At 61.5% G+C, this 25,960-nt stretch carries 31 protein-coding genes; all 31 read left to right on the top strand.

Annotation, left to right across the window (positions count from 1 at the left end; translation table 11 throughout):
* Positions 1-93: 93 nt before the first annotated feature.
* The 31 genes from PST29_RS06150 (at position 94) to PST29_RS06290 (ending at position 25,959) form a co-directional block, all read left to right on the top strand.
* Entirely contained in the window at positions 94-444 is a 351-nt protein-coding gene (locus PST29_RS06150; protein WP_016967167.1) for a phage holin family protein, read from the top strand.
* Positions 445-524: 80 nt separating this feature from the next.
* Positions 525-1,046: a hypothetical protein gene (locus PST29_RS06155; protein ID WP_060842609.1), complete on the top strand. Its 522-nt coding sequence runs from the start codon at positions 525-527 to the stop codon at positions 1,044-1,046.
* Positions 1,043-1,633, top strand: coding sequence for a phage baseplate assembly protein V (locus PST29_RS06160; protein ID WP_060842610.1), 591 nt, complete (start codon positions 1,043-1,045; stop codon positions 1,631-1,633). The genes PST29_RS06155 and PST29_RS06160 overlap by 4 nt, the downstream gene beginning before the upstream one ends.
* A gap of 80 nt (positions 1,634-1,713) precedes the next feature.
* Positions 1,714-1,917 carry a hypothetical protein gene (locus tag PST29_RS06165; RefSeq protein ID WP_060837783.1) on the top strand — a complete coding sequence of 68 codons (204 nt, stop codon included), beginning with the start codon at positions 1,714-1,716 and terminating at the stop codon, positions 1,915-1,917.
* A 4-nt stretch (positions 1,918-1,921) separates the two neighbouring features.
* Complete coding sequence (locus PST29_RS06170; protein ID WP_060842611.1) at positions 1,922-2,248, top strand: GPW/gp25 family protein; 327 nt, start codon at positions 1,922-1,924, stop codon at positions 2,246-2,248.
* On the top strand, positions 2,245-3,126 hold the full coding sequence (locus PST29_RS06175) for a baseplate assembly protein (protein WP_060842612.1): 882 nt from the start codon (positions 2,245-2,247) through the stop codon (positions 3,124-3,126). The genes PST29_RS06170 and PST29_RS06175 overlap by 4 nt, the downstream gene beginning before the upstream one ends.
* Before the next feature lies 1 nt (position 3,127).
* Entirely contained in the window at positions 3,128-3,733 is a 606-nt protein-coding gene (locus tag PST29_RS06180) for a phage tail protein I (RefSeq protein WP_060842613.1), read from the top strand.
* Positions 3,730-6,150 (top strand): phage tail-collar fiber domain-containing protein, encoded by a 2,421-nt coding sequence (locus PST29_RS31560; RefSeq protein ID WP_148659596.1) that lies wholly within the window; start codon positions 3,730-3,732, stop codon positions 6,148-6,150. The genes PST29_RS06180 and PST29_RS31560 overlap by 4 nt, the downstream gene beginning before the upstream one ends.
* A 10-nt stretch (positions 6,151-6,160) precedes the next feature.
* Positions 6,161-6,586, top strand: coding sequence for a phage tail assembly chaperone (locus PST29_RS30735; protein ID WP_232513205.1), 426 nt, complete (start codon positions 6,161-6,163; stop codon positions 6,584-6,586).
* 102 nt (positions 6,587-6,688) lie between these two features.
* Positions 6,689-7,855 carry a phage tail sheath subtilisin-like domain-containing protein gene (locus tag PST29_RS06195; RefSeq protein WP_060842615.1) on the top strand — a complete coding sequence of 389 codons (1,167 nt, stop codon included), beginning with the start codon at positions 6,689-6,691 and terminating at the stop codon, positions 7,853-7,855.
* Positions 7,856-7,867: 12 nt separating this feature from the next.
* The gene (locus PST29_RS06200) at positions 7,868-8,377 is read left to right on the top strand and encodes a phage major tail tube protein (protein WP_016965333.1); all 510 of its coding nucleotides are present in this window, start codon (positions 7,868-7,870) and stop codon (positions 8,375-8,377) included.
* A gap of 12 nt (positions 8,378-8,389) precedes the next feature.
* Positions 8,390-8,695: a phage tail assembly protein gene (locus PST29_RS06205; RefSeq protein ID WP_060842616.1), complete on the top strand. Its 306-nt coding sequence runs from the start codon at positions 8,390-8,392 to the stop codon at positions 8,693-8,695.
* A 141-nt stretch (positions 8,696-8,836) separates the two neighbouring features.
* Positions 8,837-11,392: a phage tail tape measure protein gene (locus PST29_RS06210; RefSeq protein ID WP_060842617.1), complete on the top strand. Its 2,556-nt coding sequence runs from the start codon at positions 8,837-8,839 to the stop codon at positions 11,390-11,392.
* Positions 11,393-11,401: 9 nt separating this feature from the next.
* On the top strand, positions 11,402-12,247 hold the full coding sequence (locus PST29_RS06215; protein WP_060842618.1) for a phage tail protein: 846 nt from the start codon (positions 11,402-11,404) through the stop codon (positions 12,245-12,247).
* On the top strand, positions 12,222-12,428 hold the full coding sequence (locus PST29_RS06220; protein ID WP_060842619.1) for a tail protein X: 207 nt from the start codon (positions 12,222-12,224) through the stop codon (positions 12,426-12,428). The genes PST29_RS06215 and PST29_RS06220 overlap by 26 nt, the downstream gene beginning before the upstream one ends.
* 61 nt (positions 12,429-12,489) lie before the next feature.
* On the top strand, positions 12,490-13,545 hold the full coding sequence (locus PST29_RS06225; protein ID WP_060842620.1) for a phage late control D family protein: 1,056 nt from the start codon (positions 12,490-12,492) through the stop codon (positions 13,543-13,545).
* 104 nt (positions 13,546-13,649) lie between these two features.
* Positions 13,650-14,801: a glycosyl hydrolase family 18 protein gene (locus tag PST29_RS06230; RefSeq protein WP_060842621.1), complete on the top strand. Its 1,152-nt coding sequence runs from the start codon at positions 13,650-13,652 to the stop codon at positions 14,799-14,801.
* 66 nt (positions 14,802-14,867) lie between these two features.
* Positions 14,868-15,059, top strand: a complete 192-nt coding sequence (locus tag PST29_RS06235; protein WP_019093183.1) for a hypothetical protein — start codon at positions 14,868-14,870, stop codon at positions 15,057-15,059.
* A 90-nt stretch (positions 15,060-15,149) separates the two neighbouring features.
* The gene (locus tag PST29_RS06240) at positions 15,150-15,641 is read left to right on the top strand and encodes a phage tail tube protein (RefSeq protein ID WP_016964892.1); all 492 of its coding nucleotides are present in this window, start codon (positions 15,150-15,152) and stop codon (positions 15,639-15,641) included.
* 8 nt (positions 15,642-15,649) lie between these two features.
* Positions 15,650-16,000, top strand: coding sequence for a phage tail assembly chaperone family protein, TAC (locus PST29_RS06245; protein ID WP_016964891.1), 351 nt, complete (start codon positions 15,650-15,652; stop codon positions 15,998-16,000).
* Positions 16,001-16,029: 29 nt separating this feature from the next.
* Positions 16,030-16,284 (top strand): hypothetical protein, encoded by a 255-nt coding sequence (locus PST29_RS06250; RefSeq protein ID WP_060845073.1) that lies wholly within the window; start codon positions 16,030-16,032, stop codon positions 16,282-16,284.
* 59 nt (positions 16,285-16,343) lie between these two features.
* Positions 16,344-17,753: a phage tail tape measure protein gene (locus tag PST29_RS06255; RefSeq protein WP_060842622.1), complete on the top strand. Its 1,410-nt coding sequence runs from the start codon at positions 16,344-16,346 to the stop codon at positions 17,751-17,753.
* A 39-nt stretch (positions 17,754-17,792) separates the two neighbouring features.
* Positions 17,793-18,131, top strand: coding sequence for a phage tail protein (locus PST29_RS06260; protein WP_060842623.1), 339 nt, complete (start codon positions 17,793-17,795; stop codon positions 18,129-18,131).
* The gene (locus PST29_RS32310; RefSeq protein WP_177342978.1) at positions 18,128-19,372 is read left to right on the top strand and encodes a hypothetical protein; all 1,245 of its coding nucleotides are present in this window, start codon (positions 18,128-18,130) and stop codon (positions 19,370-19,372) included. The genes PST29_RS06260 and PST29_RS32310 overlap by 4 nt, the downstream gene beginning before the upstream one ends.
* Positions 19,373-19,669, top strand: a complete 297-nt coding sequence (locus tag PST29_RS30745) for a hypothetical protein (RefSeq protein WP_082729182.1) — start codon at positions 19,373-19,375, stop codon at positions 19,667-19,669. It begins immediately after the preceding gene.
* A complete protein-coding gene (locus tag PST29_RS06265; protein WP_060842624.1) occupies positions 19,669-19,932 on the top strand; it encodes a hypothetical protein in 264 nt (87 codons plus the stop codon). Before PST29_RS30745 ends, PST29_RS06265 begins: the two co-directional genes overlap by 1 nt.
* A gap of 48 nt (positions 19,933-19,980) precedes the next feature.
* Positions 19,981-20,664, top strand: a complete 684-nt coding sequence (locus tag PST29_RS06270; RefSeq protein ID WP_019093175.1) for a phage minor tail protein L — start codon at positions 19,981-19,983, stop codon at positions 20,662-20,664.
* A gap of 2 nt (positions 20,665-20,666) precedes the next feature.
* The gene (locus tag PST29_RS06275) at positions 20,667-21,443 is read left to right on the top strand and encodes a C40 family peptidase (protein ID WP_060842625.1); all 777 of its coding nucleotides are present in this window, start codon (positions 20,667-20,669) and stop codon (positions 21,441-21,443) included.
* 55 nt (positions 21,444-21,498) lie between these two features.
* Positions 21,499-22,131, top strand: a complete 633-nt coding sequence (locus PST29_RS06280; protein ID WP_060842626.1) for a tail assembly protein — start codon at positions 21,499-21,501, stop codon at positions 22,129-22,131.
* Between the two features lie 66 nt (positions 22,132-22,197).
* On the top strand, positions 22,198-22,806 hold the full coding sequence (locus PST29_RS06285) for a tail assembly protein (protein WP_060842627.1): 609 nt from the start codon (positions 22,198-22,200) through the stop codon (positions 22,804-22,806).
* A 60-nt stretch (positions 22,807-22,866) separates the two neighbouring features.
* Complete coding sequence (locus PST29_RS06290) at positions 22,867-25,959, top strand: host specificity protein J (RefSeq protein WP_060842628.1); 3,093 nt, start codon at positions 22,867-22,869, stop codon at positions 25,957-25,959.
* Position 25,960: the final 1 nt, after the last annotated feature.

Genomic DNA, 25,960 nt, shown 5'->3' on the forward strand with positions numbered 1-25,960 from the left:
GGGCCGCCAATAGACAGGGACCCCTTGAATCACCCTTTTCAGCTTTCCATCAACTGGCCATCTCGCTGGCCTCAATCCGCACGGGAGACGTGAATGACAAACGAGCAGCAAGCGTTGCTGGACATGCCGATCTGGCTGGTCATCGTCCTGGCGCTGGTCGGTGGCGTTTCCGGCGAAATGTGGCGCGCCGACAAGGAGGGCGCCCGTGGCTGGTCGCTGTTACGGCGCCTGGCGCTGCGCTCTGGAGCCTGCGTGGTCTGCGGGGTCTCGGCCATCATGCTGCTGTATGCCGCCGGCGTCTCGATCTGGACCGCCTGTGCCTTCGGTTGCCTGACCGCCATGGCCGGTGCCGACGTCGCCATCGGCCTCTACGAGCGCTGGGCGGCCAAGCGCATCGGAGTATGCGAACCGCCTTCACGGGACTCGAACCCGGACCAGCGCTGATTCCGCATCGGCTCCGGCCTTCAACAAGGCTCATCGGCCCTGGCGGCTGGGGCGCCTCGACCTGATTCAGGAACTACACAATGAACGAACTGACCCAGCTAAAAGACGCCATCACCTCCACCATCAAGCTGGCGATGCCGCAACTGCAGAGGGTTGAGGCCTTCCCCAAGATCCTCGAAGGCGTCACTGAACCGACGCTCCACTTCGCGGTTACCGGCATGGACCAGGCCGCCGACCCCGGGGATGGCCGCAGTTGCATGCGGGCCACCTTCGAGGGGCGGATACGGGTTGACCCCGAACTGGCACAGGCGCCTTTGCAGGCGGCCATGCTGGCGGCGCAGTTGCTTGAGCTGTTGCGTTGCCAGCAGTGGAACCTGGACTTTGTCGAGGGGGCAACGGCGGTATGGGCCAAGCCTGCCGGCCCGGTGGCCGATCCGGCTTATCGCGGCGAGTGGATCGTGCAGTGGCAGCAGCTGGTCTACCTGGGCCAGGAGCAATGGCCCTGGCCCGATCAACCACCGGGCACGCTGGTGTTGGGCTTCAGCCCCGATACCGGACCCGGCCACGAGGGCGACTACCAGTCGCCGGAGCACATGGCGTGAGTTACGTGTCTGCAACCCACGACCGCATGATTGCCGGTCTGATCCTGCCTTGCAGCGTGGTCGGCGTGGATCTGGCTGCCGGTCTGGTACGGGTTTCCGATGGTGCCGGCTGGACCAGCGCCTGGCTGCGCTGGCACAGCCAGGCCGCGGGCAAGGCCCGGCACTGGCGGGCACCGAGCCTGGGGGAGCAGGGCGTGCTGATCAGCCCCAGCGGCGAGCCGGCCCAGGGCACCTTCGTTCCCGGCCTGTATGGCAACGCCGGTCCCCAGCCGGACAACCGCGACCATGTCGAGGTCTGGCGTTTCGAGGATGGCGGCTCGCTGGTCTATGACTGGCAGGCCAAGAGCTACAGCATCAGCCTGCCCAGCGGCACGGTGAGCATTCAGGTCGGCGCCAGCTCGGCGGTGGTGACCGACAGCGCCCTGACCGGCAAGGCCGACAGCATCACCCTGAGCGGAGCGATCACCTTGAATGGCGATGTGCAGATCAACGGTGAGAGCCTGAAGCACAACGGGGTCAACGTCGGTTCGACCCATACCCACCCGGGTGTGATGTCAGGCCCCGGTGCAACGGCTCCGCCGCAGTGATCCTTGGCCCCATTGCCCGCACGACCCACCTATCACTCAAGCAACCCGCCCAGAGCGGTTTTTTCTACCCGGAGAATCCAATGGCCACCCCCAAGAAAAAAACCGGCCGCCCGGCCGGCACCGGTGCTGTGGTGTTTCGCGACAGCCTTTACACCTCGCGCCATCTGATCCTGCCGGATGGCCGCCAATTGCCGGTGGTCCAGGGACAGGTATCGGTCAAGGCCGGCGACCGCGTTGCCCTGGACTACCTCGCCAGCCACCCGGATCTGCAAGCACAGGAGTAAGGCCATGATCGGAATGGATCGCCGTACCGGCCTGTCGCTGTCCGGCATCGAGCATGTGCGGCAGTCCATCGAGGACATCCTGACCACGCCCCAGGGCAGCCGGCGGATGCGCCCCGAATACGGCAGCAACCTGCGTCGTTATGTCGACCTGCCAGTGACCGGCGGCTGGAAAAGCGCGGTGCAGGCCGAAGTGGCCCGGGCGCTGTTGCGCTGGGAGCCACGCTTGAAGCTGGAGCAGGTCAGTGTGGTCGCGGTGGTGGGAGGCCAGATCAGTTTTCAACTGACCGGCCAGTACCTGGGCAATCGCGCGGTTTTGGAGGTGACGGCATGAGTACGTTGGACCTGTCGGCGCTGCCGGCACCCCAGGTGCTTGAAGCCCTGGATTTCGAGGCCTTGTACCAGGGCAAGCTGGAAACCTTTCGCCGGCACATGGGCGAGAACTGGACGGCCAACCTGGAAAGCGACCCGGTGAGCAAACTGCTGGAAGTCTCGGCTTACGCTGACATGCTGCTGCGGGCCCGGGTCAACGACGCCGCCAAGGCGTTGCTGCTGGCCCATGCCCAGGGCACGGACCTGGACCACCTGGCGGCCAACGTCAAACTGCAGCGCCTGGTGATCCAGGCTGCAGACCTGCAGGCGGTACCGCCGTTGGAGGAGGTCAAGGAAGCTGACGACGCGCTGCGCGAGCGCGTGCAATTGGCCTATGAAGGACTGACCACGGCCGGCCCGCGCAACAGCTACATCCTGCATGCCCGTAACGCTTCTGCGCTGGTAGCCGACGCCGAGGCCGAAAGCCCGGCACCGGCCCGGGTAACGGTCACGGTGCTGAGCCTGGAGGGAAATGGCGCGGCCAGTCCTGGCTTGCTGGCGACCGTTGCCGCAGCCCTCAACGATGAAGACGTGCGACCGCTCGGCGACCGGGTCACGGTCCAGAGTGCCCAGGTCTTGCCGTATCGCATCGACGCGGTGCTGCACATGAAGGGCTCCGGCCCGGAAGGTGACGCTGCCCTGGCAGAAGCCGAGCGCAAGCTGGCTGCCTGGGTCAACCCACGCCGGCGCCTGGGCATCGAGGTGGCCCGTTCGGCCATTGATGCGCAGTTGCATGTGGCCGGCGTGGCTCGGGTCGATCTGGCGGGTTGGCAAGACATCACCCCGACCAAGGCTCAAGCGGCGTATTGCACCGGTTACAGCGTCACGCTGGGGAGCTGAGATGACCAGCTTATTGCCGATCAATAGCACGCCGCTGGAGCGCGCCCTGGAGGCGGCCAGCGCAGGCGATACCGCCATCATGCTGCGCACCCTGTACGACCCGGCGACCTGCCCGGTGCATCTGCTGCCGCAACTGGCCTGGGCCTGGTCGGTGGATCGCTGGGACCCGCGCTGGTCCGAGACGGTCAAGCGCAACGCCATTCGCGCCTCCTACTTCATCCACGCCCGCAAAGGCACCCTCGGTGCGCTGCGCCGGGTGGTGGAACCGCTGGGCTACCTGATCGAAGTGGTCGAATGGTGGCAGACGGTCCCTGAAGGCGAACCGGCCACCTTTGCCCTGAAAGTAGGGGTGCTGGATACCGGCATCACCGAGGAGATGTACCAGGAGCTGACCCGGTTGATCGACGACGCCCGGCCGGTCAGCCGGCACATGACCGGCCTGGCCATCAGCCTGGAAACCTCCGGCGTCATCGGTTACGGCGCATACGTGGATCAAGGCGAAGTGCTCGACGTTTATCCCCCGACACCTCGCGACATTGAAGTGACCGGCCGTTATGGCCAGGTCATGTGTATTGATGAAACAGACACCCTGGATGTGTACTCATGATTGATTCCAACAGTCAGTTCTTCGCCATCCTCACGGCAGTGGGCGAGGCGAAACAGGCGAATGCCACGGCCCTGGGCACGTCCTGGACCTTCAAGGAAATGGCGGTCGGCGATGCCAACGGCACCGACCCCATCCCGAACAAGGCCCAGACCAAGCTGATCAACGAATGGCGCCGCGCCCCGGTCAACCAGGTGCGCACCGACCCGGCCAACCCCAACATCATCATCACCGAGCAGGTGATCCCGCCTGATGTCGGTGGGCGCTGGATCCGCGAGATCGGCCTGTTCGACGCCGACGGCGACCTGGTGGCGGTGGCCAACTGCGCGCCTAGCTTCAAGCCCCTGCTGGCCCAGGGCACCGGCAAGACCCAAGTCATCCGCATGAACTTCATCGTCGCCAATACCGCGCAGATCGTGTTGAAGGTCGATCCTGCTGTGGTTCTGGCTACCCGCGAGTATGTCGACAATGCAGTGATCGAGGCTCTCGCCAAGCTGGATTTCAAGCATTCGGCAGTGGTGGCCACCACCGCCAACATCGCCTTGAGCGGAATTCAGACCATCGACGGCGTGTTGCTGCCGGCCGATGCCCGGGTGCTGGTGAAGAACCAGACTCAGGCCAAGGACAACGGCTTGTATGTGGTGTCGTCGACGGGCGTCTGGACCCGTGCCCAGGATGCGGACACCAGCCTGGAGGTCACCCCCGGGCTGTTCGTCAGCATCGAGAAGGGCACGGTCAACGGCGACAGCGTCTGGCAGTTGGTTACCGACGGGCCGATTGTCCTCGGCACCACGCCGCTGGCCTTCGAGATGGCCATCGGGCGAACCGGCATCAGCGCGGGCTCCTATGCCAATGTCACGGTCGATAAATACGGCCGGGTGATCGGCGGGACCAATCCGACGACCCTGGCCGGGCATGGCATTACCGACACCTACACCAAGGCTGAGATCGAGTCGATTGTGGCGCAGTCGTCATCGTTGCCGGTGGGCTCGATGGTGGCGTTTCCCAGAGCCAGCGTGCCGCCGGGGTTTCTGGAGATTGATGGCAGTGTGCAGAGCGTTGCTGCCTACCCAGACCTTGCGGCGTACCTGGGGACCACCTTCAACAAGGGTGACGAGGGGGCGGGAAACTTCCGCTTGCCAGAGTCCCGAGGTGAGTTTTTGCGGGGGTGGGATCATGGGCGTGGGGTGGATGCTGGGCGTGCGCTGGGTAGCTACCAGTTTGATGCTCTGCAAAACATCCAGGCGAGCTGGGGCGATATGCCTCGTGGAGTCGGTGGTACAAGTGTTAACGCCACAGGCGCAGTAGTTGGGACAACAATCAGCTCCAATAGCGGTGCCGATGGAGGCTCTCTTCCTTATGGGGCTTTCAGCTTCGATGCGTCGCGAGTTGCCAGGACGTCAACGGAAACACGTCCGCGAAACCTGGCGGTGATGTGGTGCATCAAGGCCTGGAACGCACCCGTCAATCAGGGAAATATCGACGTAGCGGCGCTGGTAAAGGAATTGGCAGCACTCAAGTCTGCGCACCCTGTTGGCGCCATCATTCCATTTCCCAAGGCTGAGGTTCCAGCGGGCTACCTTGAACTCAACGGTAGCGTGCACAGTATTGCCGCTTATCCAGATCTCGCTGCGTATCTAGGGACCACCTTCAACAAGGGCGATGAGGGTGCCGGAAACTTCCGCCTGCCCGAGTCCCGGGGCGAGTTCTTGCGAGGTTGGGACCATGGGCGCGGGGTAGATGCGGGCCGCGGACTCGGTAGCTGGCAGGCTGATGAGTTTAAATCTCACTTTCACACAACAAACAACACTTCGTATGTGGGCAGCGACCCGACATTATGGGTCTATGGAGATGCAGGGTCTGGCTCAATAACACCGCCGTCTGTCCAAACTAATACAGCTGGTGGCATAGAAACCCGCCCGCGCAACCTCGCGGTTATGTGGTGCATCAAAGCCTGGAACGCGCCAATCAATCAGGGAAACATTGATGTTGCCGCACTGGCTCCGCTAGCGGCCCAGGCGACGGAGATCAATCAGGGCACGGCAAAGGTTGCCACTAACGCGCAAATGCTTGATAGCGCGAACGACTTTGTTATGCCAACACCGAAGAAGTTGCGGTGGGGGCTTTCCGTAAGTCTGGCCGCGAACGGATACATCGCAGCACCTTTCTGGTTGGGTGGCTGGGTTATTCAGTGGGGGACTACAGGCGCTGTAAGTTCCACTCCTGCAGTTGTGTCATTTCCAATGGCGTTTCCTTCGGTTGCTTATGTCGCGTTGGCCATCGGATATCTCGGAGAAACGAACGTCGCATCTAACCAGGATGCGATCTACTCGTTCGGACTGTCGAAAAATGGGGTCAGCTTTAAGACATACGGGAGTGTCGTTGCCAACGGCGCTAAATACATCGCAATTGGAAGCTAAGTGAGGCCACATGCGTTTTTATAGCCAGACAACCCAAACCACTTACTTGCGCGGCATGCACGCGTCAATGCCTGATGATGCAGTCGAAATCACTGATGAACTATATCTGGCAGTGATTGGGAATCCACCCACTGGCAAAGTTCGTGCTCATGATGATCGAGGGTTGCCATATCTTGTCGATACGTCGGAAGTAGTCCTAGATTTTGCAGCACCGGAACGCGATTGGCGCGACACGAAACTGAGCTCTGTGATGTGGTTACGAGAGCGTCACCGTGACCAGCTCGAAATCGGGACAGCCACGACGCTGACCGGTGAGCAGTTCAAGGAGTTGCTTGTGTACATGCAATCCCTACGCGACTGGCCCCAATCCCCGGACTTCCCGCAAGCCGAGCACCGCCCAGTAGCCCCATCCTGGATCGCCGAGCAAACCCAATAGACGCCCCGCACCACCGGGGCGTTTTGTTTCCCGCTTCCCACCAATCAATCATCCCTACGAGCCCCCTTCACCCGGGGGCTTTTTCATGTCTGGAGTTTATCCATGAGTGGTTTTTTCCACGGCGTTACCGTGACTAACGTCGACACCGGCACGCGCACCATTTCGCTGCCGTCGTCTTCGATCATCGGCCTGGTGGACACCTTCACCGAAGGCCCGACCGCCGCTGCCAAGGCCAACGATCTGCTGCTGATCACCAACGAGCGCGAGGCCATTGCCGCCTGGGGCCCGGATGCGGCCATCACCAAGGCCTGCCAGGCCATCTACCAGCGGGCCAAGGCGGTGATCGTCGCCTGTGGCGTGGCCAAGATGACCGACGCGGCCGAGCAGACTTCGGCGATCATCGGCGGGGTGCTGGCCGACGGTAAGCGTACCGGTCTGCAGGCGCTGCTGGACGGCAAGAGCCGTTTCAACGCTCAGCCACGTCTGCTGGTCACCCCCAAGCACAGTTCGACCCTGGCCATCGGCACCGCCCTGGTGGCCCTGGCGGACAAGCTGCGTGGCCTGGCCATTCTCGATGGTCCCAATACCACCGACGAAGCGGCCATGGCCTACGCCAAGAACTTCGGTGCCAAGCGCGCCTATATGGTCGACCCGGGTGTTCAGCACTGGGACAACGGCGCCAATGCCACCGTCGATGCGCCGGCCTCGGCCTGGGTTGCCGGTCTGTTCGCCTGGACCGACAACGAGTACGGCTTCTGGGCCTCGCCGTCGAACAAGGAGTTCGTCGGCATCACCGGCACCAAGCGGCCGATCGAGTTCCTCGACGGCGATGAAACCTGCCGCGCCAACCTGCTGAACAACGCCAACATCACCACCATCATTCGCGATGCGGGCTTCCGCCTGTGGGGCAACCGCACGCTGTCCAGCGATCCGAAGTGGGCCTTCGTCACCCGGGTGCGGACCATGGACATCGTCATGGACGCCATCCTCTTCGGCCACAAATGGGCCGTGGACCGCTCGATCACCGCGACCTACGTCAAGGACGTCACCGAGGGCCTGCAGGCCTTCATGCGCGACCTGAAGAACCAGGGCGCGATCATCAATTTCGAGGTCTACGCGGACACCGAACTGAACACCGCCAGCCAGCTGGAGCAGGGCAAGGTCTACTGGAACATCCGCTTTACCGACGTGCCGCCCGCCGAAAACCCCCACTTCCGGGTCGAGGTCACCAACCAGTGGTTGACCGAAGTCCTCGACCAAGCCGCTTAAGGAGCCCCCGCAATGGCAATGATTCCCGAAACCCTGGCGAACATGAACCTGTTCGTCGATGGCATCAGCTTTCAAGGCGACGTGCCGAGCCTGACCCTGCCCAAGTTGACCCTCAAGACCGAGGAACACCGTGTCGGCGGCATGGATGTGCCGGTGGAACTGGACATGGGCATGGAGAAGCAAGAGGCCGGCTTCACCACCACCGGCGTGCGCCGCGAGTCGCTGAAGATGTTCGGCCTGGCCGATGGCAGCGGCTTCAACGGTGTGTTCCGTGGCGCCTTCAAGGGCCTCAAGGGCAAGGTCACCCCGGTGATCGTCACCCTGCGCGGCCTGCTCAAGGAGGTCGACATGGGCGACTGGAAGTCCGGTGACAAGGCCGAGATCAAGCACAACGTGGCCCTGACCTACTACAAGCTGGAAGTCGACGGTCGGCTGATCTACGAGATCGATGCCCTGGGCATGAAGCGCGTGATCAACGGCGTCGACCAGCTCGCCGCCCAACGTTCGGCCCTGGGCCTGTAAGGAAGACACCCCATGTCTCAAGCAAGCGACAAGACCCCGAGCTGGATGACCCTGAGCAGCGACAGCGTGATGGTGGCGCTGAGCAAGCCGGTGGAGATGAACGGCGTGGTCTGCGACCGGCTCACTCTGCGGGCGCCGACGGTACGTGATGTGCGCGCCGCCAGCGCCGCCGGTGTGGGGGACGATGAACAGCGCGAGCTGATGCTGTTTGCCAGCCTCGCGCAAATCAGCACCAAGGACCTGGAGAGCATGGCGCTCAAGGACTATCAGCGCCTGCAGGCTGGCTATTTTCGCCTGGTGCAAGACGACGAGCTTTGATCCGGCGGTGATGAAGGTGGCGGCGAAACGGCTCGCTCGCGAGCTGCATTTTTCCGCCGAGGAAATCATGACCATGGGCTTTTCCGACATGGTCTGGTGGCTCACGGATTGAGCCCGTCACCCAAGGAGCAGGAGAAGCAGATGGCGAACAAGCTGGTATCGGGGTTGGTGGTAGTGGGTACTGCCCTCAGTTCGACCTGGGACGCCGCCTTCAAGACGGTGGAAGACCGGATCAGGCAGCTGGAACAGCAGGGCAGCAAGGCCAGGGTGCTGGAGAAGACCATTGGCCAGACCCTGCGCCTGCAGGATGAATGGAAAAAGGCCCATGACACCGGCGCCACTTCCGCAGCCGGGCTGTTGCGCCGGTTGGAAGAGAGCCGCAACGGGCTGCGCCAGCAGGGTATTGAGGTGCACAAGCTGCGCCAGGAATATCAAGCGCTGGGCAAGGTGGCCCGGGGTTCTGAGCTTCAGGCTCGTGGGCTACAGCAGGTCGCCCAAGGCAAGGTCGACTTCAAGGCGGCTTATGGCTGGGCAAAGTTTGGCGTCGATAAACTGCGCGCCCCGGTCAAGATCAGTGCCGATTATCAGGCGTTGATCCGCGACATGGCGATCAAGGCCAATGTGGTCAACCAGCCTCAGGAAGCGCAGCTGAGCCGCACGGTTATTCAGACCTCCCGTGACACGGGCATGGCCCGTAACGATGTGGCGGCCCTGGTGAGCCAGATGATGGCCAGCGGCATGTCGCTGGGCAAGGCACAAGGCTACACAGGGCTGGCCGCCAAGTTTGCGGTGGGGCAGGGCGCGAGTGTCGACGACACCGCGAAGCTGATGCGCGCCCTGGAGCTGAAGGCCGGGATCAGCGATCCCAAGGTCATGGAGCAGGCTCTGGAGGCCATCGCCCTGCAGGGGCAGGCCGGCAGTTTTGAGGCGGCCGAGATGGCGCGCTTGCTCCCGGCGCTGCTCAACAGTGCGAGCGCGGAAGGACTCACCGGTATGGCGGCGGTGAGTCAGCTGGGGTCCATGCTGCAAGTGCAGATGAACACTGCGGGCAGTGCTGATCAGGCCGCTGGCCAATTGCAGAATTGGATCGAGAAAATCGGCTCCAGTGAGGCGGTCAAGGCTTATGAAGACGCCGGCATTGATTATCAGGCTTCGCTGAATACCGGTATCCAGAAGGGCATGTCGAGCCTGGAGGCGAGCTTTGCCCTGGCCATGCGTTACGTCAGGGCCATCGACCCGGCCAAGGCGGCGAAGATGGCCGAGGCCCAGGCGCAGATCAGCCAGGAAACCGACCCGGCCAAGGCCAAGGCCATGCTTGAGGCCCTGGAAGAGTCCCTGCGCACCGGTGACTTGTTCACCGATATGCAGATCAAGGCGGCCTTGCTGGCCCAGACCCAGGGCCGGCAGCAGTACGAGCAGGTGAAGAAGGACTCGTTGAGCGCCTCTGGCGTTCTCGCCAGGAACCTCGCGGAGCGTCGAGAGGCCTCCAAACAGTTGTGGGCTGAAGCAGGTTTAGCCATCGATGAAGGCCAGCGTGTGGTGGGGCAGGCCCTGCAACCGGTGACGGATCTGGTGGCCAAAAGCATCACCGTGGTGGTCGGCAAGCTGAGCGAACTGGCGGAGCACAACCCATCGTTGGTGCAGGGTGTGGTCGCTTTGGGCGCCGCGTATGTCGCGGTGCAAAAGCTCATGGCGGTCTACACCATGAGCAAGGGCCTGATCAATGTCCTGCGGGGTGGGTTGAAGGTTGACCCCAAGGCGGCAAAGCGAGCGCCTGGCCTCAGTGCGGGAGGCATTGACTGTTGCGAGTCCATGATCGACTGCGGCTTGGACAAGCAACGCCGTCGGGGCCGTGGTGGGCGTAAGGCTGACAGGCGCAGGCCACCTGCGAGGGGGGCGGGCATTCAAGGTGGCAAGAGCCCTTTGACGCCCAGTGGTCTGGAAAAAATGCCCAGAGGGGCGGTCAGGTCTGGCGTGGCCGGTGCCGCACTGAAAGGCGCTGGCTCTGTGGCCAAAGGGTTCGCACCTTTGCTCAAGGGCGGCGCGATCCTATCGGTGCTTGGTGCCGGTTTCCAGGTTGCGGACACCTATCTGAATGCCAAGACCCAGGATGAAAAAGCCGAAGGCTATGGCGAGGCGGCAGGCAATCTTGCAGGCGCCGCTGCCGGAGCAGCAGCAGGGGCCGCCATTGGTTCCGTGGTGCCGGTCATCGGTACTGTTATTGGTGGGCTGGTGGGCGGTGCCCTGGGCGCTTGGGGCGGTTCTGCCGCAGGTGGCGCCTTGGGCAAAAAACTGTTCGGCTCCGACGACTCGCTCAAGCAAATGCCCGCAGCCGGTCCGCTGATGATGCGCAATGCCGGGCAGAACATCCCGCCGGTGATGGGCGATATCGCCAAGTCCTTCCAGCCGGGCCAGCCCTCCCCGCTGATGGGCCAGGCCGCGCGTTCGCTGGCCAGCCCGGCACCGTCGGCGTCGAGCCTTTCGCTGAGCAATCCCCCGGAGCCGTTCAAATCGGCGGCGCCCCCGGCAATCGAACAGCAGTTCAGCTTCGCGCCTTACCTGTCGATTTCGGTGCAGGGCGATGTCAGAGATCCGGCGCAACTGGCCCGGGAGCTGGAACCCTATCTGCGCTTTCAGTTCGACGAATACAGCCGCCAGGCGGCGGGTCGTCAGTTGTTCGACGCGGCACACGTTTAAGGAGGCGGCATGGCCTATATGGAACAGCTGCAATCGGGGCTCACGTCCCTGGTGGCGGCAGCGGAGGCGGGGCGACGCAGCGCCGATGAAATGCTGGGGCCGATGAACGGTGCCATCAGCGACATCACCGGCGCCGCCTCGGAGCTGGAAAACCTGCCCTGGGTCGGCCCGGTGCTGGGCGCCAAGCTGCAACGCACGATGCGCAGCATCGGCGCGGCGCAGTCGGCGGTGGGTGAGGTCGCGGCCAAGTACAGCCAGGCCGTGACCGTGGCGGGGCAGATGCAGCAGCGTCTTGGCGCCTTGCAGGAGCAGGTGGCCAAGGCCGGCGCGGCGATCAACCGCATCGGCGGGCAGATCAGTCCGGCCCTGGGCAATATCTTTCCTTCCGGCGCGCTGGCGCCCCAGGCCACCCCGGCGGCGGAGGCGGTGAAACCCTTCCCGCACCTGCTGATCCTGCAGCCCCTGGGGGCCGCAGCCGAGCCGTTCTACTTCAACCTCGACACCGCGGCCTTCGATGAGCTGCGCCGGCAAACCGGCTTTCGCTGGGCGGCCCAGGAGCGCCTGAGCCGCAGCATCGCGCAGCAGGCAGTGGGGCAGGGCGACGACAAGATCTCCCTCAAGGGCGCGATCTTTCCCGGGTTCAAGGGCGGGCTGGGGCAGTTGCAGGCGTTGCGCAGCATTGGCCGGCGCCTGCAGCCCCTGAGCCTGACCACGGGCTACGGCGAGGTGCTGGGCACCTGGTGCCTCACCAGCATCGACGAGGAACAGAGCCACCTGCTGGCGGGCGGCATTCCCCGCAAACAAGGGTTTTCACTGGAGTTTGTGAGCTATGGCAACGACCTGCAGAACCTCTGACGGCGATCTGCTCGACACCCTGTGTCATCGCTACTACGGGCACCTCAATGGCAGCGTTGAGGCGGTGCTGGACGCCAACCAGGGCCTGGCCGATGAGCCACAACCCTTGCGCGCCGGGGTACTGATCCTGCTACCGGAGCTGCCGATCCGCACAGAGGCGATGGTTCAGCTATGGGACTGACCTGGCCTCCACTCAACAGACCCCGCTGCGTGCGGGGTCTTCATTTTCTGGAGCACAGGCCATGACCCCGGTCTTTCGCATCCTGGCCGATGGCCGCGACATCACCGCGCAGATCAATGACCGGCTGCTGACGCTGCGCACCCTGGACAAACCGGGCATGGAAGCGGACGAGTTCGAACTGCGCATCGACGACCGTGACGGTGCGGTCGCCTTGCCCGGTCGTGGCGCCGCCATCGAAGTGTTCCTCGGCTATGCCGGGCAGGCATTGACTCGCCTGGGGCGCTACACGGTGGATGAAGTGGTGGTCAACGGACCGCCGGATTCCATCGAGATCCGCGGCAAGGCCAGCGACATGCGCGGCAGTGGCAAGACCACCCGCAGCGGCAGTTGGGAGAACGTTGCGCTGGCGCAGATCGTCCGCGATCTGGCGGCCCGCAACGGCTGGCAGCCGGTCTGTCCGGTGGCGACCAAGGTGCCGCGGATCGACCAGCTCAACGAGTCCGACTTCAACTTCATCACCCGCCTGGCCCGGCAGTACGACTGCACCGCCAAGGTGGCCGAAGGCAGGTTGCTGGTGCTGCCCCGTCAGTCCGGGTTGAGTGCCAGCGGCAAGGCCCTGGGCGTTGTCAGCCTCAGCCGTCGCGACGTCAGCCGTTATCAGTTCCGCCTCAGTGACAGCAGCACCCACAAGGCGGTGCAGACCAAGCATCAGGACCCGAAGAGCGGCACGCTCAAGGTCATCGACCTGGGCAACAGCGACTCGCCGGCCAGCGTGCCGGCGGTGCACACCGATCGGCACCTGTACCCCAACAAGTCCGCCGCCGAGCAAGCGGCCAAGGCTCGCTTGGCAGCCTTCAACCGCAGCAGCGCCAGCCTGCGCCTGGAAATGCCCGGGCGTACCGATCTGTTTGCCGAGCGCCTGATCAATGCCCAGGGCTTCAAGGCCGGACTGGACGGCGAGTACCTGGTGGACTCGGTAGAGCAGCTGTTCAACCCGTCGGGGTGGAGCACCACGGTCGAATGCAACGGCGGCAAGCAAGGCAAGGCCAAAGCCAAGGCCAAGGCCAAGGCCAAGAAAACCCCCGCCAAAAAACCACTCAGAGTGGTGCAGCTTTGACGCTGCGTCAGCCCCGCGAGCTTTGCCGTGGCCACCCCATGTGCAGCGTTGCGCTGCAACCCACTCTGCCTTTTCAAGTACGCGGACAATCCGCAGGAGTAGTCATGAACCCAGGCATCAGCAGCCCAGCCTCGAAGCGAGGCCTGCGCTTTCTGTTCCAGACATTGATCGTCGGCTGCAGCTTGCTGCTGGCGGCCACAGCCCATGCCGGGCCCTTTGTCCTGGCCTACACCGACGGCCAGGTCGAAGCCTCCTACAGCAACCTGCAAGCGTTCCACGGCAACCTGTCCGCAGTGGGCCTGGGCAGTACTTATGGGCTGACCGTCACCGGCCAGTTGCACCAGGAAGGGATGAACCCGACCAGCGAAAACATCATTCGCTTCGCCCAGTCCAAATCGCTGCCGCTGTACCCCACCGTGTCCGACTACAACCAGGGCATTGCGGATTTCGACCCGGCGATTTCCCACTCCATCGTCAACGACAAGACCTTGAGTGCCGGCAGCATCAAGCAACTGGTGAGGCTGGCCAAGGAGGGCGGTTTTGCCGGGATCAACCTGGACTTCGAACAGGTCGAACCGAGGAATACCAAAGCCTTTTCCGCCTATGTCAAAGCCCTGGGCAATGCCCTGCATGCCAGCGACAAGAAACTGATCATCAGCGTCCCGCCCAAGTCCAGCGACCGCGAGCCCGAGTACCTGCAAGGCTACGACTACAAGGCCCTGGGCGCGGCGGTGGATTACGTCCAGGTCATGACCTACGACCAGGTCGGCCCCGGCTGGAGCAGCGGCGGTTTCCACGACGAAGTCTGGCCCGGCCCGGGCTCCGGCGCCGACTGGCAACGGGCTGTGCTCGGCTACGCGGTATCGCGAGTCGCGCCGGGCAAGGTCCTGGCCGGGCTGCCGGCCTACGGTCAGGACTACAGCATTGGCAACCGGGTGCACTGGTCGGCCTATCAGGAAATCATTGCCGAGCACCGCGCCGTCACCCACCGGGACGCCGCTTCCGCAACGCCTTACGCCACCTGGGGGCCAGTCAAGAGCTTCGCCGATGGCGTGGAGTGGACCCCGGAGCGCGCGCAGCCGGTGCTCTGGTACGACGATGCCACGAGCATCAAGACCAAGACCGCATTGGTGACCAAGCTGGGCCTGGGCGGCACCAGCGTCTGGGCCATGGGCTATGAAAACGCCGAGTTCTGGACGGCGCTGCAGGCCGGGCTCAAGGCCGGTGCTGAGCTGTTGCCGGCGGGGCGGGAGTGAGCCAGGCCGGCGCCAGAATTCCGGGACTGCCCCGGGTGACGTTCGACGGATAGAGAGTACTGCCCCATGAATGACGAAGACCTTGCGGCGATCAATCGACTGATCGCTGCGCTCCAGGCCCAGACCGATGGCCAGGCCGCCTTGAACAGCGCGATCCGCCTGCTGGCGCAGAGCAATCAGGCGCTGGTGGACTTGATCAAGAGTCGCGAGCCCGACCCCAACGCTCCCCCTTATCTGGATGGCTCGCCGGCTCCCTGAACCCAGGGTTCCAGCGTCTTGAGCTTCCTCCCCGAGTAACACTCACAGCCCGCCGTCGCGGGTTTTTTATTGTTTGATGGAGAACACCTGATGTCGATTCTTACCCAAGGTACGCAAATCTTTGCCCTGGTTCCGCCTGTCTCCGGCAGCGGCCCCTACACCGTGCTGGAAATCGAGCACGCCACTTCCTTCGATCCGGGCGGTGCGCCCGCCGAGCAGATCGAAGACACCAGCCTCAACGCGGAAGAGCGCAGCTACAAGAAGGGCCTGCGCACTCCAGGCACGGCCAGTCTCGGGCTGAACGCCGACCCGGCCAACGCCAGCCATATCCGCCTGCACCAACTGTCCGAAGCCAATGGCGATACCAGCGTCAAATGGGTCGTGGGCTGGTCCGATGGCAAGGGTGTAGTCCCTACCCTCAATACCAAGGGTGATAACTTCGAACTGCCCACCACCCGTACCTGGTTCGCCTTCGACGGCTACGTCTCGGACTTCCCGTTCAACTTCGCCCTCAACGCTGTGGTGACCACTACCGTCACCATTCAGCGCACCGGCGGTTCCACCTGGATCAAGAAGGCCTGAGCCACGCCATGAACCTCAAGCAGCTGAAAGCCAAGGGCGGCATCGTCGATGCCCTGCCCGTGAAGAAACAGGTGAGCTGGACTCACCTTGACAGCAAGACTGGCAAGGAAGTGACCGACACCTTGACCCTGCATGTACGCCGGCAGTCTTTCGGGGTTATCGAGCGCCTGTTTGCCGAGAGTGACAGCGAGCTGAGCCGCAATGCCCGCTACATCGCCGCGTCGGTGGCCTTGGGCGCTGATGGCTCGGAAGCCCTCAGTTACGACGATGCCTACGGGCTGGAGCCGTCCCTGGGGTTCCTGATTCTCAATGCGGTGAATGAGGTCAATGGCACCGGTGGCGCCGCGGCAAAAAACTGACCGCCGCCGATGAGTTCTGGCACGAGTTGGTGCTGAACGGAGTCGGCGGCCGGACCATTGCCGAAGCCAAGGAACGCATGACCTACCAGGAAGCCCTGGCATGGGGGCGCTATATCGACCGATATGGCTCCTTGCATACCGGTAGGCGGCTGGAGGCGGGCAGCGCCCTGGTGGCGCTGCAGACCCACCGGCTGGGCGGAGGCATGTCGGAGTTGCTGGACTTCATGCCTCACGAACAACGTTTGGGGTTGTCACTCGAACGTGCAATGAACGAGTGGCGCTGACCTCAGGCCACTTTCCCCAAACCCGTTTCGACGGGTTTTTTCATGACCCGGAGAAACCTATGGCAACTGCTTCCCAAGGGAGTTTGCAGCTGGACCTTGGCAGCCTGGAGCGGGCCCTGGACAAGGCCCAGCGTATTACCGACCAAGGCATGCGCAGCATGCAGAGGCGTGTCGAGGAGGCCAGCAAGAAAATGGCCGAGGCAATGGCGACTTCGTCTGCTTCCGCGTTGGGCGCGACCTCCAATGCCTTCGATGGCCTGCGCAAGGCCTATGACCCGGCTGCCAGAGCGGCCGATGATTTTGTAAAGAGTCAAAGTTCCTTGAGCGCACTGCTCCAGCAGAACAAAAGTGCTGGAACCGAGTATGCGCAGTCCCTGGAAGTATCTGGAAAAAAGCTGGGGGCGTACTCCGACGAGCTGGAGAAACTGCGTAACTCAGGGGCTTTAGCAGCCTCTCAGCTGGGCAGGGGAAGTCGTCAACAGGCACTGGCCGCTCAACTTAGCGCGAACGATGAAGAATATGCGTCGGCGCGCAAGGCTCTGGATAAGCAATTTCCTCAAGGCGCGGTTCAGTCGCGAGCGACCTATGCCGACAAGTCGGGGATCAAGTTTCCGGCGGGAGATGCCTATGGCCGTGGGGCCGAACAGGGCGACGAGTATGCCACCAAGCTTGATGAGCTCAAGACCAAGCACAGTGACATGGCCCTGCAGATTCAAAGCAATTATGTACAGATGAGCGAGGCACTCGGCGACTGGAAAAATGGTGCCTCGTCGGCTTTGGATGACTACATGAATAACGCCGGTAATGTCGCCGCTCAGTCGAAGGCGGTGTTCACCAGTGCGTTTGAGCAGATGGATGCAGCGATCCTCCAGTTCGCTACCACGGGCAAGTTCTCCTTTTCCGATTTCGCCAAGTCGGTGCTCAAGGACATGGCGATGTTGGCGGCGAAGACGGCGGCGTCCAAAGCGTTGAGTTCGTTGTTTGGAATGGTCGGCTCGGCAGTGATGAGTTTTTGGCCCAGCGCTACCCCGACTTCAAGCACGTTCACGGTTGATGGCGCCACGACTGTATTCACGCCGCAGGTCGATGCGTCCAGCCTGTCCCCTCCTGTATTTCCTCATGCCAAGGGCGGTGCCTTCACCAACACGGTGGCCACCGCTCCAACGTTGGCTCCAATGGCCCTATTCGGTGAGTCCGGCCCAGAAGCAATCATGCCCCTGAGTCGTGGTTCAGATGGCTCGTTGGGGGTCGTTGCGCTTGGCGGTGGACAGCCCGGCACCACCAGCAACCAGCAGGTGGTGATCCAGCAGACCATCAACGTACCCGACGGACAGGCCGCGGGTGCAGGCACTAACTCCCAGAGCCTGGCCAATGCCTACGCCAGCGCGGCGAAGCAGGGCGCGGCCGAACAGATCGCCCGAGACCTGAAACCGGGCGGCCAGATCTGGTCCGTCATCAACGGCCGCTGATTTCCAGCGGCCGCAACGGCTCACGCCCGGAGAAAAGACATGACTATCGAAACATTCACTTGGGTACCCAAGATCGAGCCCGTGGGCAGCGTCGAGTTTCGCCTCAAGTCGGCGCGCTTTGGTGATGGCTATCAGCAGGTTGTCCAGGACGGGATCAACAACAAGACCCAGTCCTGGCCGCTGACCTTTGTCGGCGACGACAAGAAGATCAAGCCGATCATCAACTTCATCGACGCCCATCAAGGAGCCAGGCCTTTCTATTGGACCCCGCCGTTGGGCGAGAAGGGGTTGTACCGCTGCAAGACCTACCAGCCCTCGCCGTTGGGCGCGGGAATCTATTCGCTCAGTGCAACCTTTGAACAGGCATTTCATCCATGACTATCGATCCGATCCACCTTGGCAGTGCTCCCAACGATGGCACTGGGCAGAACCTGCGTTCGGGGGGGCAGACCATCAATGACAACTTCGCTGAGCTGGACACCCGTACTGCAACAGCACAAGCCACAGCCGAGCAGGGGGTTGCGCAGGCCGTAGCCGCCCAGGCCAAGGCTGATGCGGCGATTCCGGCATCAGCTCTAGGAGCCACTGTGGCTCAATTGGTCAACGGAACAGTACCGCAGTCGCAGTTGCCCAGTGACGTGCTGGAGTTCGCGACGCTGGCTGGTTTTCCAGTGACGGGTGAGGGCGGGAAGATCTATATCGCGGTCAATGATGGTGACAGTCTGAGCAACCCCAGCAAGCAGTATCGCTGGAATGGTTTGTCCTTCGTGCTGATCCCTTCCTCCCCAGGTTCAACGGATCAGGTGGCTGAAGGGGCGACTAACCAGTACTTCACAGCGGCGCGTGTGCGTTCGACGACGCTGACTGGTATGGGTTCGTTGGTCAATGCAGCAGTTGTAGCCAATGACACACTACTTCAGGCTATTGACAAGTTGCAGGGGCAGCTCAATACCAAACTTGGTAAAGGCGAAGTTGCCGTTGATTCGGACAAGTTGGGCGGGAAGCCTTCTTCTTCTTACACTTCAACTATGACCGGAGCGACAGCAGCCACCGCCGGTACAAAGGGTTTGGTTCCTGCTCCTGCTGCTGGCGACCATGAGCGATTTCTTAATGGGGCTGGTACTTATTCATCGCCCACAGTTGGGGCTGTGGGATGGGGGGGGATTACTGGTGATATCGCAAAACAAGTGGATCTTAAAGCCGCTTTTGATGCGAAGCTTTCAAGAGCAGGCATATTAGGTTCGGTGTCGCAAAGTTCCGGAGTACCAACAGGGGCAATAATTGAGTCTGGGAATAATGCGAATGGTACATACACTAAGTTTGCAGATGGAACTCTAATATGTACTTACGCAGGAACTATCCCTATTGCTTGTCCAATAGGTGGAACTATCAGTTCTAGAGTTTTTCCTTTTCCTGCGACATTTGTCGGTAAGTGGAATCCTACGTACACAGGGCATGTTACGGATTCGAATGGCGGTGTTTATTATTCGATAGGTATGTTCGATATCGCTGTTGCATCTGGTGTTACCGGTTGGATGTTTACAATTAGGAATACAGGAGGAGCTGCAATTACTCAGATAATTGGTGGCAGCCTGTTCGCCATAGGGAGATGGTTCTAGATGATTATTAAACTGACGCCAAATGCCCGCAATGGTGTGTTGAAAGTATTAAAGGATGGTGAGTGTCTTGTCGTTAATGGAGAGCGATTTGATTTTTCACCGTTACTTGACGGCGAAAGCCTTCCTGCGGCGGCAATCAACAGTGAGTGGTTTCCTTTGGATGTTGAAAGAGTCGATGGGCAACTGATTATCTGGCTTCTGCTACCCCACGACTCAAGTGCTGCCGAGTCTGTGAGGTTTCCTGCTGACATCGTCAATCCACCTGATGGTCTTATCAATCTTCCTGGAGCTCGATGATGAGCGGAACTATCGATTGGACGAAAGTCATTACGCAAGATCAGAAACAAGTGCCGGTGGAGGATGCATGGCGGGAGGGGGAGCTCATGATGATCATCAATCAACTTCAGGCACTGGAAGAGGCCGATTCTGGGGCAGAACCCCGTGACCTCTTACCTGGCACTCGCAAGCAGTGGCTCGCCTACCGTGGTCAAGTTCGCAGCTGGTGTCAGGGTAATGACGATTTTCCGGACATTAGGAAACGTCCGGCGCGGCCTGAATGACCCACTACCACCCGCTTTAGCGGGTTTATTTTTCCCCGAGGAATCACCATGCCGATCACGGCCGATATCCAGACCCTGGAGCCAGGCGCGTGGGTGGAGCTTTTTGAGCTCGACGCCACCAGCCTCGGCGCCGAGCTTTATCGCTTTCACGGTTACCCCCAGCAGTCGTCGATCTTCTGGCAGGGGCTTGAGTACTCACCCTGGCCGATTCAGGCCGAGGGTTTTGAGATGACCGGCAAGGGCGCGCAGCCGACTCCGACGTTGTCGGTCGGCAACGTCGGCGGTTTCATCACTGCCCTGGTGCTGTATTTCGAGGACCTGGTAGGGGCCCGGTTGATTCGTCACCGGACCCTTGGCAAGTACCTGGATGGCCAGCCTGAAGCCGACCCCGAAGAAGAGTTGCCGCCAGACATCTGGTATGTCGAGCGCAAGTCTAGCGAAGACAACGAGGTGGTGAAGTTCGAACTGGCCAGCGCCCTGGACTTCAACGGTGTGCAACTGCCACGACGGCAAATCGTTGCCAACGTCTGCTGGTGGCTCAGTTGTGGAGGTTATCGCGGGCCTTATTGCGGCTACAACGGTGGCCCGGTGGCGGATCTCAACGATGTGATCGTCACCGATGCGGCCAAGGATAAATGCGGTGGTCGTTTGAGCAGCTGCAAGCTGCGTTTCGGTGAAAACAACCCGCTGCCCTTCGGTTCATTTCCCGCGGCTGGGCTGCTACGGAGCTGAGTATGAACAAGGCAAATCGGGCCGCCATCGAGCGCCACGCGCTGGCCGAGTACCCCAAGGAATGTTGCGGGCTGCTGATCCGCGAGGGGCGCAAGCGGGTCTATGTGCCCTGTCGCAACACCGCTGTCACGCCCAGCGAACATTTTCGCCTGGCCCCCGAGGATTACGCGGCGGCGGAAGAGCGCGGCGAGGTGCTGGCGGTGATCCACAGTCACCCGGATTATCCACCGGCTCCCAGCGAGGCGGACCGGGTGGCCTGCGAGGCGTCGGGCTTGCCCTGGCACATCCTGGAAGTGCGCAAGGACGATGACGGCACCTTGCGCAAGGGCGACTGGGCGAGTCAGCTGCCCACGGGCTATCAATCGCCGTTGATTGGCCGAGCTTTTGCCCACGGCATTCACGATTGCCTGAGCATCATCCTGGACTACTACCGTCGTGAACTGGGTATCGAATTGGGTAGCTACCAGCGTGAAGACGGTTGGTGGGACAAGGGCGGCAACCTTTATTTAGAGCATCTGCCTCAGGCCGGATTCGAGCGAGTCAATGACCTGCGCCAAGGCGACGTGGTGCTGATGCAGATCCGCTCGCCGGTGCCCAATCATGCGGCAATCTATCTGGCCGACGGCGTGCTCAAGAGCGAGCCGGAGCACTTCCCTGCGCCAGGCTCGATCCTGCATCACCTCTATGGACGCGACAGCAAACGCGACACCTATGGCGGTTACTGGGATGAGGTAACGGTCAGCATCTGGCGACATCGCCAACTCATGGCGATGGATTGAAGTGCATCGCCTTTCCTTGAATTCAACCGGGGATCTTGTTCCTGGGAGTGATGTGATGAATCAGCAAAAAATCCGCGTCATCCGTCTCTACGGCACTCTGGGCGCACGTTTTGGCCGAGTGCACAGGCTGGCGGTCAGTAATGCCTCGGAAGCGGTTAGAGCCTTGTGCATCCTGATTCCGGGGTTCGAGGCTTTCCTGATGGAGTCCAAGGACCGCGGACTGACCTACTCGCTGTTTCTTGGCCGCGACAACATCGGTCACGACCGCTTGAATGCCCCCTGTGGTGCCAGTGATATCCGAATCGCTCCGGTATTGATCGGTAGCAAGCGTTCAGGTGGATTGCAAACCATCATCGGGGTCGCATTGGTGGTGACTGCGTCGTACTTCTCCGGGGGCATGTTTGCTGCGGGGGGGAGTTCGACATTGATAGGCACCACCGGCACCACGGGCTGGACCATGGCCGCGCAAATGGGCATCGCCCTCGCCATGGGTGGGGTCATGCAGATGATGTCGCCGCAGCTCAAGGGACTGGGGGCCATGGACCGTCCCGACAATCGCGCCAGCTACAGTTTCAATGGCGCGGTCAATACCAGTGCCCAGGGCAATCCGGTGGGGTTGTTGTACGGTCAGTTGACCGTTGGCAGCTCGGTGATCAGCGCCGGGATCTATGCTCAGGACCAGCTCTGAATCCGCCTTGGCCCACCCTTTACTTGAAACCCGCCTTGGCGGGTTTTTTATTGCCAGGAGAACCCCATGGGCTTGGCCGTAGAACGACAAAAGATGCAAACCGTGCTGCTGTCCGGCTCCCTGGCAAGGATGTTCGGGCGTGAGCATCGAGTGGCCATTACGGGTGGCTTCAAGGAGGTGATGGGGTACTTCCGTCAATTCCCCGGCTTCGAGCGTTATATGGTGCAGAGCGCGGACCAAGGCTTGCGATTTGCGGTGTTCAATGGACGGCGAAATTTGTCCGAGACCGATATTCATCAGCCTTTGGGCAAAGAAGTGATTCGGATCGCCCCGGTCCTCAGCGGTTCGAAGCGTGCTGGTGGATTGCAGACCATTCTGGGCGCGGTGTTGATGGCCGTGGCTTATTACAACCCCTTTGGCTTCCTGACCGGGCCTGCTGCGTCGTTTCTGATGATGACGGGAGTCAGCATGGCCATGGGCGGTGTTATGCAAATGCTGGCTCCCTTGCCCAAGGGGCTTGCTGCCCAGGACAGCCCGGAAAGCCGCTCCAGCTATAGCTTCAACGGGCCAGTCAACACCAGCGCCCAGGGCAACCCGGTAGGCCTGCTCTACGGTCAGTTGACCATTGGCAGCGCCGTGATCAGTTCCGGCATCTATGCCGAAGATCAACTTTAACTCCTCCTGTCTTCAACCTGCCTGCCGTTGCGTGGGCCTTATTTCGCCTGAAGGAAAGCCATGACTGACCTCACTCTCGCTGGCAGCAAAGGCGGCGGCTCCAAGCCCCGTCCCTCCGTGGAGGCGCCAGACAGCCTGCAAAGCACGGCTTATGCTCGGATCCTCGATCTCGTCAGCGAGGGCGAGATCGTGGGCTTGAAGAATGGCAAGCGCTCGGTGTTTCTCAACGAGACACCCCTGGCCAACGCCGATGGCAGCCTGAACTTCTCCGGGGTCACCCTCGAGACCCGCAATGGCAGCCAGGACCAGACCTACATCCCGGGATTCCCGGCGGTGGAAAACGAATCGTCGGTGGCGGTGGAGTTGCGCAGTGACCAGCCCTGGAGCAAGGCCATCACCAACCTGCAACTGTCGGCCGTGCGCATTCGCCTGGCGGTCTCGCGGCTGGCGCAGACCAACACCAGCAATGGCGACACCAACGGATATACGGTGCGCTATGCCATCGACCTTTCCACCGATGGCGGTGCCTTCGTGGAAGTGCTGCAAGCAGCCTTCAGCGGCAAGACCTCAAGCAAGTACGAGCGCTCCCATCGCGTCGATCTGCCTGCCGCTACTGCTGGCTGGACGGTTCGTGTACGGCGCCTGACGCCGAACTCCACCAGCGGAGCGATCGCCGACACCACCAGTGTCGAGTCCATCACCGATGTGATCGACGCCAAGTTGCGCTACCCCGGGTCGGCGATCATCGGCCTGCAATTCGATGCCTCACAGTTCCAGTCGATCCCCACCCGTTCCTTCGAACTGCAGGGGCGGATCATTCGTGTGCCCAGCAACTACGACCCGCAGACCCGGATCTACAGTGGCGTCTGGGATGGCACCTTCAAGTCGGCCTGGACCGACAACCCAGCCTGGATCTACTACGACCTGCTGCTGCACCAGCGCTATGGCCTGGGGCATCTGCTCAACGCCGCCCAGGTGGACAAGTGGGAGCTGTACCGCATCGGCCAGTACTGCGACCAGCCGGTATCCGATGGCAAGGGCGGTACCGAACCACGCTTTACTTGCAATCTCTACCTGTCCGTTCGCGCCGACGCCTTGAAAGTGTTGCAGGACCTGGCGACCACCTTCCGCGGCATGGCCTATTGGGGCGCTGGTTCGGTGATGGCCGTGGCCGATATGCCGGAAGATCCGGTGTACACCTACAGCAATGCCAACGTGGTCGACGGCAAGTTCGTCTACGGCGGCTCGGCGAAAAAGACCCGCTACAGCGTGGCCCTGGTCAGCTGGAACGATCCGGCGGATTTTTACCGGCAGAAGGTCCAGTACGTCGATGACCCCGAAGGCATTGCCCGCTACGGCGTGCAGCAGACCGAAATCACCGCCACCGGTTGCACCTCCCAGGCCCAGGCCCAGCGCATCGGTAAATGGGCGCTGCTGACCAACCGCCTGGAAACCGAAAGCGTGAGTTTCGCCGTGGGCCTGGATGGCACCCTCGCACGCCCTGGGCAGATCATCCGGGTGGCGGACAACGACAGGGCAGGGCGCCGGATTGGCGGCCGACTGCGTTCCGCGACCCTGGATACTCTGGTGCTCGACGCCGACGTTAAGGCCTATCCGGGGGACACCGTCACCCTGATCATGCCCACCGGCAAGGCCGTCTCGCGGGTGATCAAGTCAGTGGGCTATCCACTGACCTGGGACAGCACGGGGATTACCTGGGACAACGGTGACATCACTCTCGATACCACCGGCTTTCCTGCCGAAGTCCAGCGAGTGGTGCTGGAGAAGAAGCTGGAGGAACTGCCGCCAGAGCAATCGATGTGGGCGATCGATTCGCCGACTTTGGCAGCCCAACAGTTTCGGGTGCTGTCGGTGGCTGAAGACTTCAGCGATGACTCCATCAAATACAGCATCAGCGCGGTCAAGCATGTACCCAGCAAGTTTGACGCGATTGATAACGGCGCGCGGATTGAACGACCGCCGGTGACGGTGATACCGCCGAGTGTGCAACGGCCGCCGAGCAACGTTCGGGTGAGCAACGATCACTTTGTCGATCAGGGCAGTGCAGTCAGCGTCATGACCATCGAATGGGATCGCCCCGAAAGCGCAATTGCTTATGAGGTGTACTGGCGCAAGAACGATGGCGAGTGGGTGTTCGCCGGGCGCACCGGTGCGACTTCGATCGAAGTGAGCGGGATCTATGCCGGTCGTTATGTGGCCAAGGTGAGAGCGATCAACTCGCTGGATATTGGCTCGGTGTTCGCGACTTCTACCGAGACGATACTGAATGGCAAGACCACGCCACCACCGGTGGTGGCGTCGTTCACCGCCGAGTCGATTGTGTTTGGCATCAAGTTGAAGTGGAGCATCCCAACGGATGTTAGTACAGCTGACCTGCAGCGAACCGAGATCTGGTACAGCCAGACCAATGATGTCGGAACGGCTACCAAGTTTGGCGATTACGCCTATCCGCAGACAGATCTGACGATCATGGGCTTGGCTGCTGGAGTGCGGTTTTTCTTCTGGGCCCGGCTGGTGGATCGCATTGGCAATGTGGGGGCGTTTTATGGCCCGGTTACCGGGCAGTCATCGTCGGACGCCGGGCTGATTCTTGACTACCTCAGCGATCAGATCACCGAGACGCAGTTGAGCCAGCAGCTGTTGGAGAAGATCGACTCGGGCGGCGGCGCTCAGGTCGAGGTAGATGCCCTGAAAACCGAACTGGCGGCCATGTACACGATCAAGACCCAGCTCACGGTCGATGGAAAGCCATACCTGGCAGGCATCGGCGTCGGGGTCGAGAACAATCAAGGAATCCGTACCAGCCAGGTTCTGATCGCGGCCAGTCGATTTGCGATTGTCGATCCGAACGCTGCGGAGATCCACTACCCGTTTGTTGTTCAGAACAACACCGTTTATCTCGACACTGCATTCATACAGAACGGCACCATCACCAATGCGAAGATCGGCAGCTTCATTCAGTCTGATGATTATGACGCTGGCAAGACCGGGTGGAGATTGAGTAAGTCTGGCGGAATTGAATTTAACGGTTCTGTGCCAGGTGGTGGAAGATTGATTATAACTAACCGAGCTATAAAGGTATTGGATAGCGCTGGAGTGGTTCGAGTTCAAGTGGGGGATCTAACCGCATGAG

Source organism: Pseudomonas sp. St29 (assembly GCF_001547915.1).
Taxonomy (GTDB): domain Bacteria; phylum Pseudomonadota; class Gammaproteobacteria; order Pseudomonadales; family Pseudomonadaceae; genus Aquipseudomonas.